13 protein-coding genes and 6 pseudogenes are annotated in these 13,193 nt (G+C 68.7%); 10 read left to right on the top strand and 9 right to left on the bottom strand.

The window, feature by feature from the left end; translation table 11 throughout:
• Nucleotides 1–78: 78 nt before the first annotated feature.
• The gene (locus GA0115234_RS11620; protein ID WP_343335940.1) at nucleotides 79–387 is read right to left on the bottom strand and encodes a hypothetical protein; all 309 of its coding nucleotides are present in this window, start codon (nucleotides 385–387) and stop codon (nucleotides 79–81) included.
• Between GA0115234_RS11620 and GA0115234_RS42795 the strand changes: the two are divergent.
• Nucleotides 385–624, top strand: a pseudogene (locus GA0115234_RS42795) (transposase); the annotation flags it as partial. The gene GA0115234_RS11620 and the pseudogene GA0115234_RS42795 overlap by 3 nt on opposite strands.
• Here GA0115234_RS42795 and GA0115234_RS43370 read toward each other — a convergent pair.
• Nucleotides 606–1,009 (bottom strand): annotated as a pseudogene (locus GA0115234_RS43370) (DUF5959 family protein). The pseudogenes GA0115234_RS42795 and GA0115234_RS43370 overlap by 19 nt on opposite strands.
• 279 nt (nucleotides 1,010–1,288) lie before the next feature.
• Here GA0115234_RS43370 and GA0115234_RS11605 point away from each other — a divergent pair.
• The 3 genes and pseudogenes from GA0115234_RS11605 to GA0115234_RS44315 all read left to right on the top strand — a co-directional run.
• Nucleotides 1,289–1,792: a GNAT family N-acetyltransferase gene (locus GA0115234_RS11605; protein ID WP_093540822.1), complete on the top strand. Its 504-nt coding sequence runs from the start codon at nucleotides 1,289–1,291 to the stop codon at nucleotides 1,790–1,792.
• A 266-nt stretch (nucleotides 1,793–2,058) separates the two neighbouring features.
• The gene (locus GA0115234_RS43365; protein WP_237541278.1) at nucleotides 2,059–2,355 is read left to right on the top strand and encodes a transposase; all 297 of its coding nucleotides are present in this window, start codon (nucleotides 2,059–2,061) and stop codon (nucleotides 2,353–2,355) included.
• Nucleotides 2,301–2,738 (top strand): annotated as a pseudogene (locus GA0115234_RS44315) (transposase); the annotation flags it as partial. The gene GA0115234_RS43365 and the pseudogene GA0115234_RS44315, both read left to right, overlap by 55 nt.
• Before the next feature lie 64 nt (nucleotides 2,739–2,802).
• Here GA0115234_RS44315 and GA0115234_RS44310 read toward each other — a convergent pair.
• Nucleotides 2,803–3,338: pseudogene (locus tag GA0115234_RS44310) on the bottom strand (hypothetical protein).
• 102 nt (nucleotides 3,339–3,440) lie between these two features.
• Between GA0115234_RS44310 and GA0115234_RS11590 the strand changes: the two are divergent.
• From GA0115234_RS11590 to GA0115234_RS11575, 4 genes and pseudogenes are all read left to right on the top strand, one after another.
• The gene (locus tag GA0115234_RS11590; RefSeq protein ID WP_093540821.1) at nucleotides 3,441–3,770 is read left to right on the top strand and encodes a transposase; all 330 of its coding nucleotides are present in this window, start codon (nucleotides 3,441–3,443) and stop codon (nucleotides 3,768–3,770) included.
• On the top strand, nucleotides 3,767–4,678 hold the full coding sequence (locus GA0115234_RS11585) for an IS3 family transposase (protein ID WP_093540820.1): 912 nt from the start codon (nucleotides 3,767–3,769) through the stop codon (nucleotides 4,676–4,678). The genes GA0115234_RS11590 and GA0115234_RS11585 overlap by 4 nt, the downstream gene beginning before the upstream one ends.
• Nucleotides 4,679–4,705: 27 nt before the next feature.
• Nucleotides 4,706–4,828 (top strand): annotated as a pseudogene (locus GA0115234_RS44305) (transposase); the annotation flags it as partial.
• A 137-nt stretch (nucleotides 4,829–4,965) separates the two neighbouring features.
• Nucleotides 4,966–5,415 (top strand): annotated as a pseudogene (locus GA0115234_RS11575) (transposase); the annotation flags it as partial.
• Nucleotides 5,416–5,571: 156 nt separating this feature from the next.
• Here the strand turns inward: GA0115234_RS11575 and GA0115234_RS11570 are convergent.
• Nucleotides 5,572–5,949, bottom strand: coding sequence for a nuclear transport factor 2 family protein (locus GA0115234_RS11570; protein ID WP_024757633.1), 378 nt, complete (start codon nucleotides 5,947–5,949; stop codon nucleotides 5,572–5,574).
• Between the two features lie 509 nt (nucleotides 5,950–6,458).
• On the opposite strand from GA0115234_RS11570, the gene GA0115234_RS42790 reads away from it, so the two are divergent.
• Entirely contained in the window at nucleotides 6,459–6,650 is a 192-nt protein-coding gene (locus tag GA0115234_RS42790) for a cyclase family protein (RefSeq protein ID WP_093540819.1), read from the top strand.
• 350 nt (nucleotides 6,651–7,000) lie between these two features.
• Here the strand turns inward: GA0115234_RS42790 and GA0115234_RS11555 are convergent, their stop codons facing one another.
• On the bottom strand, nucleotides 7,001–7,981 hold the full coding sequence (locus GA0115234_RS11555; RefSeq protein WP_093540818.1) for an aldo/keto reductase: 981 nt from the start codon (nucleotides 7,979–7,981) through the stop codon (nucleotides 7,001–7,003).
• Nucleotides 7,982–8,153: 172 nt separating this feature from the next.
• On the opposite strand from GA0115234_RS11555, the gene GA0115234_RS11550 reads away from it, so the two are divergent.
• A complete protein-coding gene (locus tag GA0115234_RS11550; RefSeq protein WP_093540817.1) occupies nucleotides 8,154–9,083 on the top strand; it encodes a helix-turn-helix domain-containing protein in 930 nt (309 codons plus the stop codon).
• A 240-nt stretch (nucleotides 9,084–9,323) separates the two neighbouring features.
• Here the strand turns inward: GA0115234_RS11550 and GA0115234_RS42785 are convergent, their stop codons facing one another.
• The 4 genes from GA0115234_RS42785 to GA0115234_RS11530 all read right to left on the bottom strand — a co-directional run bounded on the left by GA0115234_RS42785 (nucleotide 9,324) and on the right by GA0115234_RS11530 (nucleotide 13,175).
• Nucleotides 9,324–9,497, bottom strand: coding sequence for a hypothetical protein (locus GA0115234_RS42785; protein ID WP_202553610.1), 174 nt, complete (start codon nucleotides 9,495–9,497; stop codon nucleotides 9,324–9,326).
• A 462-nt stretch (nucleotides 9,498–9,959) separates the two neighbouring features.
• Complete coding sequence (locus GA0115234_RS11540; protein WP_093540816.1) at nucleotides 9,960–10,802, bottom strand: SGNH/GDSL hydrolase family protein; 843 nt, start codon at nucleotides 10,800–10,802, stop codon at nucleotides 9,960–9,962.
• Nucleotides 10,803–10,830: 28 nt separating this feature from the next.
• Complete coding sequence (locus GA0115234_RS11535; RefSeq protein WP_237541296.1) at nucleotides 10,831–11,673, bottom strand: formylglycine-generating enzyme family protein; 843 nt, start codon at nucleotides 11,671–11,673, stop codon at nucleotides 10,831–10,833.
• Nucleotides 11,674–11,834: 161 nt separating this feature from the next.
• Complete coding sequence (locus GA0115234_RS11530; protein ID WP_093540814.1) at nucleotides 11,835–13,175, bottom strand: MFS transporter; 1,341 nt, start codon at nucleotides 13,173–13,175, stop codon at nucleotides 11,835–11,837.
• Nucleotides 13,176–13,193: the final 18 nt, after the last annotated feature.

Below are 13,193 nucleotides of genomic sequence, written 5' to 3'. Positions count from 1 at the left end.
GAAGTCAACGCCCGAAGGACTTGGGAACTCGACCGCCAAGCCCCGGCCCACCGCCGATGCCGGTGTGTCGAACCCTGGTCAACCCCAGAACTCCCGCAGGGCGGCGTTGACGGCGGCGGGCTCCTGGGCGTGCGGGTAGTAACCGGGCACCCGCAGGAGGCGGCGCCCGAGGGAGTCCGTGAGGGACTCGGCCACGGCCATGAGAGGCAGCCCCACGTGTTCGCGGTACGCGGCCGGTGCGCTCTCCCAGGTCCCGCGGATCACCAGGACCGGCGGGGCGGCGCCCCGGATCGCCTCCAGCGGGATCTCCGCGTCCCAGACGGGCCGCTCCCTCATGGAGGTGGCGACGGCACGGAGCCGGCGCGGCGTGGTATCGGGCACGGCCATCCCCAACCCCTCGGTGGACGCGCGCAGACAATGATCGCCCGCCGGGGCACTGCGCACGGCTCCGGCCTGGGAACTCAACGCTGGGTCGTCGAGAGCGCCTTCGCTCATCTCCACTGGTTCCGCCGCCTTCGGTTCCGCTGGGAGGTCCGCGACGACATCCACGAAGCCTTCCTGGCCCTCGGATGCGCACTTATCTGCTGGCGCCGGCTGTCGGAAGCTCAGCGCCGCCACTCGTAGACACCCCATGAGGATTCGAGGACCTCGCTCGGCCACTCCTGTCGTACCTGCGCGAGCAGCCTCCGCTGTTCGTCGATCCATCCCTCTTCGAGGCACAACGGGATGAACACGGAAACACACGAACTGCCCAGGTCCTCCACACGGACAGTGACTGTCTCATGCTCTTCGTTGTGGGGCTGGATCCTGATCTCGGGACTGTGGTCGTCGTCCCTCCAGCAGATGTCCTGACCTGTGGAAAGTCGGTCCAGAGCGCGAGCCCAGCTCGCCAAGTCGGAGGGCCGCAGGGCCATGGCCAGCCGACCGCTGACGAAGCGTTCGTGACGAGGACCTCCGCGTCGAGCAGGTCATGAAGGTGCAGCACGCCCGGCGACCTGCGCCCCAACACGCGCACCCGGAAGCCGTTGTCGCCATCCGAAAGGCTGATCAGTTCCACCGTGCACCCTCGTCTTTGGCCGCCTACTCCTGTCAGGGCTCATAGTGCTGAAACGGATCTTCAGGCACAACCAGGCTGCCTGACGTTGCCATACCGATCATGGAGTCTGTCGATCGAAAGGGAGTCTTGATCGGGTGATCGCGGGCACTGCCCGGCATGAGAGCGGGGCCTGGCGGTATACGGGGAAAATCCAGGGGAGCGGACGGCCGCGCGCTGCTACGGTCGGGCGCTATGAGCTGGCTCCCCGATGACTTCGTCCATCCCGTCCTGGTACCGCTGCCGGGCAGTGGTCATCACCTGCGGCCGATCCGGGAGGTGGACACCCCGCTCGACTATCCGGCTGTGATGGGTTCGCGCGAGCGGCTGTGGACCATCTTCGGCCCAGCCTGGGGCTGGCCCGCGGCCACCATGACCTACGAGGCAGACCAGGCCGACCTGTTGCGGCACGAGAAGGAGATCGCCGCACACCAGTCTTTCAACTACGCGCTGTTCGACGCGGCGGAGAAAGCCCTGCTCGGCTGCGTCTACATCGACCCACCGGAGAGGGCCGGCGCGGACGGCGAGATCTCCTGGTGGGTGGTGGACGAGCTGGTGGGCAGCAAGGTCGAGCAGGCCTTCGACGAGCTGGTGCCGCAGTGGATCGCCGCCGACTGGCCGTTCGAGCAGCCGCGCTTCCTCGGCCGCGAGATCTCCTGGTCGGACTGGCTCGCCCTGCCGGAGCACCCCGACGCGTAAGTAGCTTTTGTCGTAATGCTCTGGGGACTTGGTGCTCGAACGGCCGTCCCGATTGGGTGGTCGTCGGGTGCTCGGCGCATGCGAGGAGGGCCTCCTGAACAGCTCGTTGGTGTCGAATCACCGAGCATCAGGAGGCCCTGGTGTCGCAGTCTTGCGTGCCGATGCCCGTGCGGTCCACCGCGGGTACTCGGGAGTGCGACTGTCTGGCTCACCGGTTCGGAAACGCTGCCGACAATCGCCTGAGAGAGCGTCGGTATCCGAACGACATGACGGACGCGGAGTGGGTGGTGGTGCGGCCGCTGCTGCCGGTGCCGGGTTGGATGCAGGGCCAGGGCGGGCAGCCAGAAGCGTACTGCCACCGGGCGATGCCGGACGCGATCGGCTATCTCGTGGACAACGGCATCAAGTGGCGGGCGATGCCGGCGGACTTCCCGCCGTGGCACCGGGTCTATGCGTTCTTCCGCCGCTGGCGCGATCGCGGCATGGTCCGGGAGTTCCATGACCGGGTGTGCGGGCAGGTCCGGGAGAGGGCGGGGCACGATGCCCTGCCGACGCTGGGGTGATTGATTCGCAGTCGGTCAAGGCGGATGCCGTGGTCGGCGCCGGCACCCGTGGCTTCGACGGCGGCAAGCTGGTCAACGGACGCAAGCGGCACGTCGTGGTCGACACCCTCGGCCTGCTGCTGGGCGTGATGGTCACCGCAGCGGATGTGGGCGATCGCGCCGCCGCCTACGTCCTGCTGGAACAGGTGGCCACCGCCCACCACCGTCTGGCCCTGGTCTGGGCCGACGGCGGCTACACCGGCAGTCTGATCGAGCACTGCCTGGCCGCGTTCGCTCTGGTCCTGGCGATCGTCAAGCGCAGCGACATGAAGGAATTCGTGGTGCTGCCCAAGCGGTGGATCGTCGAGCGCCTCTTCGTGCACCTGATGCGAAGCCGCCGCCTGGCCCGCGACTTTGAGCGTCGTATCGCCAGTGCCGAGGCGGTGATCTACTGGTCGATGGTCGCCCTCATGCCCCGTCGCCTGGCCCGGCCACACCGGGGCCCGAGCCTGAACCGGCCAGGTGCGGGCTCGGCCAGCCAGCCTCGGGCGACCAGGCGTTTCGCCTTCGACCGGAATGCCTCCACCCGCGCCGGCACCAGGTCCATGCCGAACTGCGGCCATTTCCTGGCAGGTCAGCGGCCCCTGGCCGAGACGGACATGGTCTGCGACGGCTTGAAGGATGCGCTGGTAGTCGACCGACAGCACCGAAGAGGCGACCTCCTCACGCCACACCGGCACCTGCGATTTCGGGTTGGCCGCATCACGGGACGCCAGCTGCCTGTCCGTCTCCCGAGGCCCGGCGGCGGCTCGGGGGCTGGCGTCAGCGGCGCTGTCCGGAGCCAGAACCGTATCGACCCGCCGCCGGGCGATCACCCACTCCTGCCGTTCCTCCTCGGCCGCGGCCAACTCGGCCTGAATACGGTCGGCCTCCTCACGCAGGCCATCGACCCGACGCCGAGCAACAAGCTCGTGCTGTTCCAGTAGTCCAACGACTGACGACATTCGAGACCTCCCGGGGAACGACGACCTGACAGGCCACTACTCCCACGGGTTGTCCCTCCCCTCGTAGCGTGGAGTCCGTGATTGCAGGGGAAGTTGAGGTTCATGGGAACCGACAAGTGGACGTACGACGCCGAGTTCCGTGAGGGTGCTGTACGCATCGTGATCGAGACGGGGAAGCCGATCCCGCAGGTCGCTGAGGAGCTCGGTGTCCATCCGGGCACGCTGCACAGCTGGGTCTCGCGGTGGCGCCGCAACGGGTCGGCATCGTCCGACCGGCCCGCGGCCGCGGAGAGTGGCGGGCGGGTGCGGGAGAGCGAGCGCGCGGAACTGGAGCGGATGCGGCGGGAGATGGGCGAGAAGAACAAGCGCATCCGGGAGCTGGCGATGGAGCGTGATGTCTTCAAGCGATGCATGGCCCTCTGGGTGAAATGACCGAGTCCGATCCCGCGGCACTGGCCGCGTTCATCGGTAACCAGAGGGCCGGGCACCACGTCCCGCACCGCCTGGCCTGCCGGGTTCTTGGGGTGTCGGAGTCCTGGTTCTACAAGTGGCGCGGCAAGCCCATGACAACCCGCGAGGTCCGGCGCGGGAAGCAGGCCGAGGCCATCAAGCAGATCTTCGAGGGCGCGGGCGGCACCTATGGCTCACCGAAGGTCTGGACCAGGCTCCTGCGGGAAGGATGGCGCGTCTCGGTGAACACCGTCGCCAAGATCATGGCCGAGCTCGGCCTGGCCGGACGCAAGATCCGTCGGCGCCGCGGGCTGACCAGGCCCGGCAAACGGGCCGCGGCTCCGGACTTCGTGCGCCGGGACTTCACCGCGGACGCACCGGACCAGGTGTGGGCCGGCGATATGACGGAGATCGTCACCGGTGAGGGCAAGCTGTATCTGGCCACCGTGATCGATCTGTTCTCGCGGCGCCTGCTCGGCTATGTGATGGGCGAACGACACGACGCCGAGCTCGTCGTCGCGTCCATGAACATGGCTGCCGCCACCCGCGGTGGCGACGTGAAGGGCGTGCTCTTCCACTCGGATCGCGGCAGCGAACGTGTGTCCCGGCGGTTCAAGCGCGCCTGCCGGCGCCTGGGCGTGACGCAGTCCATGGGCCGGGTCGGGTCATGTTTCGACAACGCCGTCAGCGAGGCGTTCAACAGCGTGCTCAAGGTTGAGTACGTCTACCGGCACACCTTCGCTACCCGGGCCGAGGCCCGGCTGAGAATCGCCACCTGGATCACCGGCTTCTACAACACCCACCGACTGCACAGCGTGTGCGGATACCACAGCCCGATCGACTACGAACACGACCACCGAGCCAACTCCGCCTTGGGGCTGGCCGCATAGAAGATCTCCACAGAACGAGGGGATTGACACGCCCTCGCCGACCACGAACGATGGAGACAACTCATCCGCTGGACCCACCGTCGAGACCGGCTGCCCGACACCTACCGCGCCATCGCCGGCCTCGTCTCCGACCGCACCGCCACCACCTGAACGACCACACGGGACCAGGCCACCACAGCCTCACCCGCTATCACGCACCAACTCGTCAATTAGCAGCGAGGGCGAGCAGTGGCACCGGTGTTCCGGGGCTGCCGCTCATGCCCGATCGAGCCTGCTTGAAGGGTAGGGGCGGCTACTCGGTCGGCGACGACATGTTGTGGGGCGTCAACCGCCGCTAGAAAGGTGCCGCGAACACGCTGGCCGCGCTCAAGTCGATCCGCGCCGCCCGGCCCGACGGTGCCCCCATCTACGTGATCCTGGACAACGTGTCCGCCCACAAAGGCACCGACATCCGCCGCTGGGCTACAAAGCACAAGGTCGAGCTGTGCTTCACCCCGACCTACGCCTCTTGGGCCAACCCCATCGAGGCCCGCTTCGGACCGCTGAGGCAGTTCACCGTCGCCAACTCCAACCACCCCAACCACCCCGTGCAGACACGAGCCCTGGACGCCTATCTACGCTGGCGCAACGCCAGCGCCCGCCACTGCGACGTCCTGGTCGCCGAACGCAAGGAACGCGCCCGCATCCGAAGCGAGAAGGGCATCCGTTGGGGCGGACGTCCCCTCAACACCGCAGCCTGGCCAACCGCGAACTTACACAGTCACAGCGCATCATCGGTCCGCTCGTGGCCAAGCGCGGACGACCGAAGCGTTGTGATGACGATCTCGGCTGGGCAGACCCGGAGCCACGAACGGGGCCGGTTCAGGAGAAGGCCGGCGCCAGAGGAGAATGACTCAGGAGGCGGACGGCTCGATCTCCCCCGCGAAGACGATGACCTGGTCGATGAGGCTCCGCCGCAGATGGACGACGTCCGTTCCCGCCAGGCGGGGGCCTCCATCCGGCGTCGTGAAGACCCACTGGTACCGGGCCCACTCGTCCGGCATGTCCACCGCCGAACAGCGCACCATCGTGCCGGTCCCCGCGGGGTGGCGCCGGATGTCCAGCACGAACCGCTCGACCGCCTCGATCCCCTCACTGCGGCCCAACGGTCCCCAGAAGACCACGTCCGAGGTTAGGGCCTGGGAGAGCAGCGCAGTCACATAGCTGTCGTCCGAGGCGTTGAACGCGGAGATGAATGTGTCGATCGCGGATCGCGCGGTTTCTTCCTGCATGCACCAGTAATACCAGTTGCCTCGCGGACCGCGCTCGTCCCGTGAGCCGTCTCCCGACCACGGTGAACCATCTCGGTCACAGCACTAGCGAGACGGGAATGTGCACGCGAGGAATCAGTGTTTGACGCCCCGTAATTACGACACCGGTTTGAACCTGGCGGATTTTGAACCTGGCGGATATGGGCCGGACGCAGTGCACGACCATCGCTGGCCGGTGGTCGGCTCCGAAGCCGATTCCACGTATCGGTGGGGAGGCTACGCCGAAAGCCTGCGGCGTAGGCGTGGCGATGCTGCCGGGGTATAGCTGGGCACCCCACCCGTCGATCGATTCCGTGGTGAACGTGGGAACTGCCTGCGGTCGCCCCAGGACCGGACCTCCAGTCCGGTCGAGGGCAGGCCCATCGTCGGCTGATGGCCGTCGGGCAGGACGGAGGCTCCGTAGTACTCGGAGGCCGGGAGAGCCGGCCACATGGGGAAGGGGCCAGCAAGTCAGCAGTAAGGAGACTGGAATGCCCAGCCTCGACCCGGGATACGCGATCACCGTCGACGACCTGGGGGACGCCCTCACCCGGCAGGGCAGCATGATCCGATCCGGTGACGCACTACTGGTAGGGACCGGGCAGATGAGCGTGCGGCGAGGCCGGTGGGGCGACTATGCCGGCGGAGCCGCTCCCGGCCTGTCCCTGCACACCGCACCATGACAGTACGAACGGGAGGTCGCCGCGATCGTCACCGACACTTGGGGCGTGGAGGTCCGGCCCAACAAGATCGAGGCGTTCCAGCCGCTACAACTCGTCGCCCTGGTCCACATGGGACTGGCTTCGGCGAGGTGTTCGATCTCGACGCCCTCGCCACCCCCCTGCGCACAGGACGGACGCTACGAGGTTCATGCTCGCCGCCTCACCCCTGCTGATCGCCAGAGCGGTCGGTTCCCCGGTCGGGGCGGTGGCCATCAAATGACCGCCACCCGGGACGACTCCGCCGGTCCCGTTGTACTGCGACAGCGATCCTGCGGCCACACCTCCTGTGTAGATCAGTGGCGGGGACAGGGTCAGAAGAACGTGGGCCGACGCGTGACGTAGGGCTCTTCGAGGGAGTCGATCTCCTCGGCGGTGAGCTCGACGTCGAGCGCGGCGACGGCGTCGGCAAGGTGGTGCGGCTTGGTCGCGCCCACGATCGGGGCGGAGACCACCGGGTTCTTCAACACCCAGGCCATCGCGACCTGCGCCATCGGCACATCGCGGGCCAGGGCGATGCGCTGTACGGCCTCGACGATGGCCCGGTCACTGTCGAGGAAGATCGGCCGGTCCTGCTGGTCGACGGTCCGGTTGAGCTCTGCGCGCTGTGTGGAGCGTTCCCCCCACGGCCTGGTGAGCAGCCCGCCGCCCAGAGGGCTCCACGGGATGCTTCCCACGCCCTGGTGGGCGAGCAGGCCGAACATCTCGCGCTCCTCTTCGCGGTGGATCAGGCTGTACTGGTCCTGCATGGAAACGAACCGGGTCCACCCGTGGACCTGCGCGGCATGCTGCATCGTGGCGAACTGCCAGGCCCACATCGATGAAGCACCGATGTAGCGGACCTTGCCGGCTTTGACCACATCGTGCAGCGCCTCCATCGTCTCCTCGACCGGTGTCTGCGGGTCGAAGCGGTGAATCTGGTACAGGTCGACGTAGTCGGTGTCCAGGCGCCGCAGGGAGGCGTCGATCTGCTCCATGACGGCCTTGCGGGACAGCCCCGACCCGCCTGGGCCCTGGTGCATCGGCGCCCACAACTTGGTGGCCAGCACGACGTCCTCGCGTTGGGTGTACTTGCGCAGCGCCCGGCCGACGATCTCCTCAGAGGTGCCCAGCCCGTAGATGTTCGCGGTGTCCCAGAACGTGATGCCGAGCTCGACCGCCTGGCGGAAGACAGGCTCGGCCGCACTGTCGTCGAGCGTCCACGACGTCCTCTTGTCGGGATCGCCGAAGCTCATACAGCCCAGGGCGATCCGACTGATCTTGAGCCCCGACGTTCCCAGTCGTGTGTACTCCATGACTCACTCCTCCGTGGCGGCGTGGACGTTTCTCTGCGCTCCCGAGAGCGGCCGCCTTCACGCTCCACCGTGGCACGAACTGCCGTCGGCTACCTCCCACCAGGGGGTTCTCGCTGTTACAGGTACTGCCAGGCCCCCTCAGCTCACGTAGAACGGGCATATCGTGGCAGGCATGGATGCCCGCACCGAGTTCCGCGACTTCCTCACCTCCCGCCGCGCCAGAATCACCCCCGAACAAGCTGGTCTGTCCGCGCACGGAGGAAACCGCCGGGTGAGCGGTCTGCGCCGTGAGGAGGTCGCGTTACTGGCAGGCGTCAGCGCCGACTACTACATCAAGCTCGAACGCGGCAACGCGCGCGGCGTCTCCGACGTTGTCCTGGAAGCCCTCTCCCGTGCCCTGCGCCTGGACGAGGCAGAGCGCGTTTACCTGCTCGACCTGGCCGCTGCCGTCAGCGCCGGCACGCGGACACCCACGCGTACCCCCAAGCTCCACGTTCGCCCCCGCGTCCAGCGCATTCTGGACTCCATGTCCACCACCCCGGCCTTCGTGCGCAACCGCCGCCTGGGCATCCTGGCCACCAACCAACTCGGCAGAGCCCTCCTCGCCCCGATCCTCGCGACTCCGCGCCGGCCACCCAACGTGGCCCGCTTCATGTTCCTGGATCCCACGGCAGCCGACTACTACCTCGACTGGGAACACATGGCCTCCGGCACCGTGGCGATCCTGCGCGCCGAAGCCGGACGTGACCCCCACGACCAGGCCCTGATCGAACTGGTCGGAGAACTCTCCACCCGAAGCGACCTGTTCCGCACCCGATGGGCGGCCCACAACGTCCTCCAGCACCACGGTGGCGTCAAGAAGATCCGTCACCCCGTCGTCGGCGAACTCACCCTCGGCTACGAAGCACTGGACCTCGTCGCCGACACCGGACTGACCATCATGGTCTACAGCGTCGAGTCCGCCACCCCCGCATCCGACGCCCTGAACCAGCTGGCCGACTGGGCCGCGACCATCGAGCGGAGCACCATCCCGGATCCGGGGACTCGGCCCGCTGGGGGAGTAATTCGGGAGTGTCATGAATCAGGTGCGAGTCTTCCCTGAGGAGTGGCCAGACGGGTACGCCGCCGGCAGGGAACTCGAAGTCCCCGCCACTCCAGGGTGCCAACCCCACCACCGTCACGGCAGTCAAGGCACCCTCGCCAACCCCGAAAGCCTCGACTTCTACGAGCTGTCCTCCACTCGACGGCCCGGCAGGACCGACCCGGCAGGGTGTCCACGTACCAGCCACCGCCCTGTCGGCTGCACATGTGCCCTGAGAGGAGGGCTGCACCGGCCCACCCCTCACTTGTTGGCCCCGGAGATCTGGCCGACCGGACCACCCCCGTTCTTCACCGCCAGCAGGCACGAACCGCCCTCCGGGGCGAGCAGGCGACGCCGCTCGGCCGGCGTCAGAGACTCCCACCGGCGCCGGACCCCGTTGACCAGCACTCCCCGGGCGTCGGGCTTGCTCACCATCAGCGGTTCGGGGCGGCCGCCAGGATGAGCCGTCCGCCGTGGCGGCCGCCCCGTCCAGTCCGAGATAGCCGTGGATCCCGGCCGGTGCCTCGTAAGAGGTCCACGTGGTGCGGAGCTTCTCGCCCTTGGTGATCCCGGCCGGCACCGGGAACGGGATGAGAACCCCGGTCGGATCCGGCGGCGGGGCGGGGATCTCCCAGGGCAGCAGGTAGGTGAACTCCTGTAGCCGCATTCCGGTGGCCAGCGCGTGATCTCCGACCGCCGCGTCGCGGGTCAGCTCCTGGCCGTGGAAGCCGGTGTCCTGCGAGCCGTCCGGGGCGAGCCTGCGCCTAGCCGTGTTTTGGAAGTCGGTGGCCTGGCTGGTTGGCCGTCCGGCAAGTGGCGGGGCCGGCTCCGGCACCTACGACAAGCGCCTCCCCGCTTTCCTCGAACGAACCGCGTGAGGGCACGGCGAGGCTCGGGTCAGGCGGCGGTCTGGAGGGCGGGCAGGTAGGCGCCTGCCTGCCCGGCCGCCGTGGGGTGGAAGGACTGTCCGAGGGGCCAGTTGAGGGCGTGAAGCCAAGGGGCGGGGTCGCACAGCTGGTGGCCGGTGAAGCGGTCGGCGACGTCTTCGTAGACGAAGCCACTGTGCTGGGCGACCTCGTCTCGGATCACGTTGTTGAGGGCGTCGGCTCCGTTGTTGAGCGCGGTGCGCTTGGTGGCGCCGATGCCGGGGCAGGCGGTGATGGCGAGGTCGTAGAACCTGGGGTAGCCGAGGATTACGACACGGGCCTGTGGGGCTCGGGCGCGGACGGCGTCGTAGAGGGTGCCGAGCTTGCCGGGGAGCGCGGTGTGCGCGGTGGTTTCGGCGGTGGCGACGGCGTCGAAGCAGGCGCTGTCGCTGCCGAACAGGCAGGTCGCCATGACCGTGCCGAGACCGATGTCGTTGCCGCCGATGGTCATGCTGACCAGGGTGGTGGTGTCGCTCAGCGGGGTCAGCTGGCCGGCGAGGACGTCGCTGGTCTTCGCGGCGCGGCACGCCTGGAAGGCGAAGGTGTCGGGGGTCGTGAGCTGGTTGTAGAGGTAGGGGTAGGAGTTGACGCTCTGGTTGCAGTCGTTGAGGTACGTGGTGGAGGAGCCGCCGCCGGCGGAGTAGGAGTCGCCGAGGGCCACGTAGTGGACCTCCGTGGCGGGGGCAGCGACGGCGTGACCGGTGGTGGTGAGGCCGAGCGCCGCTGTCATCAGCGCGGCGAGGACGACGGCGAGGGCGCGGACGCGAGTTCTGGGCATGCCGAGGGAACGGCCGAGAGAACGGCTCTTGCGCATGGTGGTCTCCAGTCGGGTGCGAGGGTGGTCAGACGCTTCGGGCGCAGCGGAATCCGGCGTGGCCGCTGGTGCTGTCGGGGGTGTTCGCGGTGCGGGCGGCGACGCGGTAGCGGTTGCAGTACGAGCGGTGGCACAGGTGGGAGCCGCCGCGGATGACCTTCGCGGTTCCGGTGGTGGGGCCGGCCGGATCGACCAGTGGGCGCTGAGCGGGACGGTCGGTGGTCCACCAGTCGGCACACCACTCCCATACGTTGCCCGAGGTGTTGTACAGGCCGTATCCGTTCGGCTCGAAGGCGTCGACCGGCGCGGTGCCACGGAAGCCGTCGGCGGCGGTGTTCCTCGCGGGGAAGGCTCCCCGCCAGATGTTGCAGCGGTAGGTGCCGTCCGGGTCGAGCTCGTCGCCCCAGGGGTAGCGCTTGCGCTCCAGGCCCCCGCGGGCGGCGTACTCCCACTCGGCCTCGGTGGGCAGACGTTTGCCGGCCCAGGCGGCGTAGGCGGCCGCGTCCCTCCAGGAGACGTGGACGACCGGGTGGTCGCCCCGGCCCGCGACGTCGCTGCCGGGCCCCTCGGGCCGGCTCCAGGCGGCCCCGGACACCCCGCACCACCACGGCGTCCGCTCCGGGCGCTGGGCACCCCGGCGCAGCGCGGCGGGCAGGAAACCTGCGAACACGTACGACCAGCCGAAGCGTTCGGCTTCGGTGACATGACCGGTGTCGGCGACGAACCGGGCGAAGGCGTCGTTGGTGACGGCGCGGGTGTCGATGAGGAACGGCTTCAGCCGCACCCTCCTGACGGGTCCCTCACCGTCGCCGGGAAAGCCTTCCGCGTCGTCCGTGCCCATGAGGAACTCGCCGCCGGGCAGCAGCGCCATCCCGACGGCCGGACTCTCGTGGCGGGGCGGCGGTGAGGAGAGCAGCCGTAGAGGTGGGGCGGACCCGCCGGGCGACGGTGCGGGTGTGCAGCAGGCGGCGGGCGCGCCGGGGACGTGTCCCGCCGTCTCGTCGCCCTGCTCTCGCGCGAGAGGTCCCGGCGTCATGACAGGGCCTGCTCGCGCCGCTGGTCGAGCTCGTGCTGCATGCGGGTGCTGTCGCGGGCGTACGAGCGGTGCAGCAGGGTCAGGAACGCCCCGTTGACCAGCATCAGGACGACCAGGACCCACAGGAAGACGGGGCGCAGCCCGATCGCGTCGCCGAGGAAGCCGGCGCCGAGGCCGAACAGGGCCCAGGCGATCGCCTCGAAGACGGAGATGTAGAGGGTGAAGGCCGCCGGACGGAGCTCGGGAGGGACCACAGCCATGATCACCGGCCGGTTGATGCCGGGGTTGACGCCCTGAGCCACGCCCATGAGGCCGAAGAACAGCGCGTACGGACCGATGCCTCCGTAGTCGAACTGGGTGCCGAAGAAGGCGAGGACGGCGAAGAGGATCTGGGCGGCCTGGAGCACGGCGGGCAGACCGTGGCGCGGGCTGAGCCGGGCGGCCCGGTCGGCGGCCAGGCCGCCGAGGATCGTCCCGGCGAAGTAGCCGATGCCGAGCGGCATCAGGACGACCGACGCGGTCTGGTTGGTGAAGCCGTACACCTCGACGAGGAAGACCACGGCGAAGGAGAAGACGAGCAGGTGTCCGGAGAGGAGTCTGGAGATCAGCAGGACCACCAGGGTGGGGATCTTGAGGAGGGAGGCGACCTGGCGTCGGTTCACCAGGCCGGGGGCATCCCGGGTGGTCCGGTCGAGGTCGGCGAGCTGTGCCTCGGCGGCGCCCCGGCCCGGGTCGCGCAGGTACCGCCAGAGCACCAGGCCGCAGAGGATGCTGAACGCGCCGATCGCCCACAGGCCCCAGCGCCAGCCGTCCTCGACGCCGGCCAGTTGGCCCTTGAGTGTGGCGAAGACCGAGGACGCGAGCGCCGTCGCCCCGAACAGCATGCCTATGGCCCGGCCCCGGGACGAGCTGTCGAACAGGTCACCGACGAACGTGGTGATGATCGGGTGCGCTCCGGCGTATCCCGCGGCGAGCAGCGTCGAGAACAGCAGGAGCTGGGTGAAGTTCTGGGCGAAGCCCGCAGCCACACCCCAGACACCCCACATACCCGCGCATACGACCAGCACCGTCTTGCGGGACCAGCGGTGGGCGGCCCACACCCACAGCGGTGCGGTGATCACGCCGATCAGCTTGCCTGCGGCGGTCAGGACGCCCAGGGCGCCGAGCGAGAGCCCGAGGGCCTGCCGGATCACCGGGAACAGGCCGCCGATCATGCCGGCTTCGGTGTTGTCGACGAGCATGGCGCCACCCAGGAGCGACAGCTGCCGCCACCGGCCGGGAACTCTGGTGTTCGGGGTCTGGCCGGTCCTGTCGGAATCGTGGATAAGCTCGGGCATGGCGCCTCGCTTCCTCTA

Origin of the sequence: Streptomyces sp. DvalAA-43, assembly GCF_900091725.1 — a bacterium.
Taxonomy (GTDB): domain Bacteria; phylum Actinomycetota; class Actinomycetes; order Streptomycetales; family Streptomycetaceae; genus Streptomyces; species Streptomyces pulveraceus.
The sequence above is the reverse complement of the archived record's forward strand: the minus strand, read 5'-3'. Positions and strand labels throughout refer to the sequence as shown.

What these genes read in the sequence shown, in the direction of transcription:
- GA0115234_RS11620 (WP_343335940.1), bottom strand. Translation starts at nt 387, where the DNA reads ATGGCCGTGCCCGATACCACGCCGCGCCGGCTCCGTGCCGTCGCCACC.
- GA0115234_RS11540 (WP_093540816.1), bottom strand. Translation starts at nt 10,802, where the DNA reads ATGCGCAAGAGCCGTTCTCTCGGCCGTTCCCTCGGCATGCCCAGAACT.
- GA0115234_RS11590 (WP_093540821.1), top strand. Translation starts at nt 3,441, where the DNA reads ATGGGAACCGACAAGTGGACGTACGACGCCGAGTTCCGTGAGGGTGCT.
- GA0115234_RS42785 (WP_202553610.1), bottom strand. Translation starts at nt 9,497, where the DNA reads ATGGTGAGCAAGCCCGACGCCCGGGGAGTGCTGGTCAACGGGGTCCGG.
- GA0115234_RS11555 (WP_093540818.1), bottom strand. Translation starts at nt 7,981, where the DNA reads ATGGAGTACACACGACTGGGAACGTCGGGGCTCAAGATCAGTCGGATC.
- GA0115234_RS11535 (WP_237541296.1), bottom strand. Translation starts at nt 11,673, where the DNA reads ATGGCGCTGCTGCCCGGCGGCGAGTTCCTCATGGGCACGGACGACGCG.
- GA0115234_RS11570 (WP_024757633.1), bottom strand. Translation starts at nt 5,949, where the DNA reads ATGCAGGAAGAAACCGCGCGATCCGCGATCGACACATTCATCTCCGCG.
- GA0115234_RS42790 (WP_093540819.1), top strand. Translation starts at nt 6,459, where the DNA reads ATGCCCAGCCTCGACCCGGGATACGCGATCACCGTCGACGACCTGGGG.
- GA0115234_RS11550 (WP_093540817.1), top strand. Translation starts at nt 8,154, where the DNA reads ATGGATGCCCGCACCGAGTTCCGCGACTTCCTCACCTCCCGCCGCGCC.
- GA0115234_RS11605 (WP_093540822.1), top strand. Translation starts at nt 1,289, where the DNA reads ATGAGCTGGCTCCCCGATGACTTCGTCCATCCCGTCCTGGTACCGCTG.
- GA0115234_RS11585 (WP_093540820.1), top strand. Translation starts at nt 3,767, where the DNA reads ATGACCGAGTCCGATCCCGCGGCACTGGCCGCGTTCATCGGTAACCAG.
- GA0115234_RS11530 (WP_093540814.1), bottom strand. Translation starts at nt 13,175, where the DNA reads ATGCCCGAGCTTATCCACGATTCCGACAGGACCGGCCAGACCCCGAAC.
- GA0115234_RS43365 (WP_237541278.1), top strand. Translation starts at nt 2,059, where the DNA reads ATGACGGACGCGGAGTGGGTGGTGGTGCGGCCGCTGCTGCCGGTGCCG.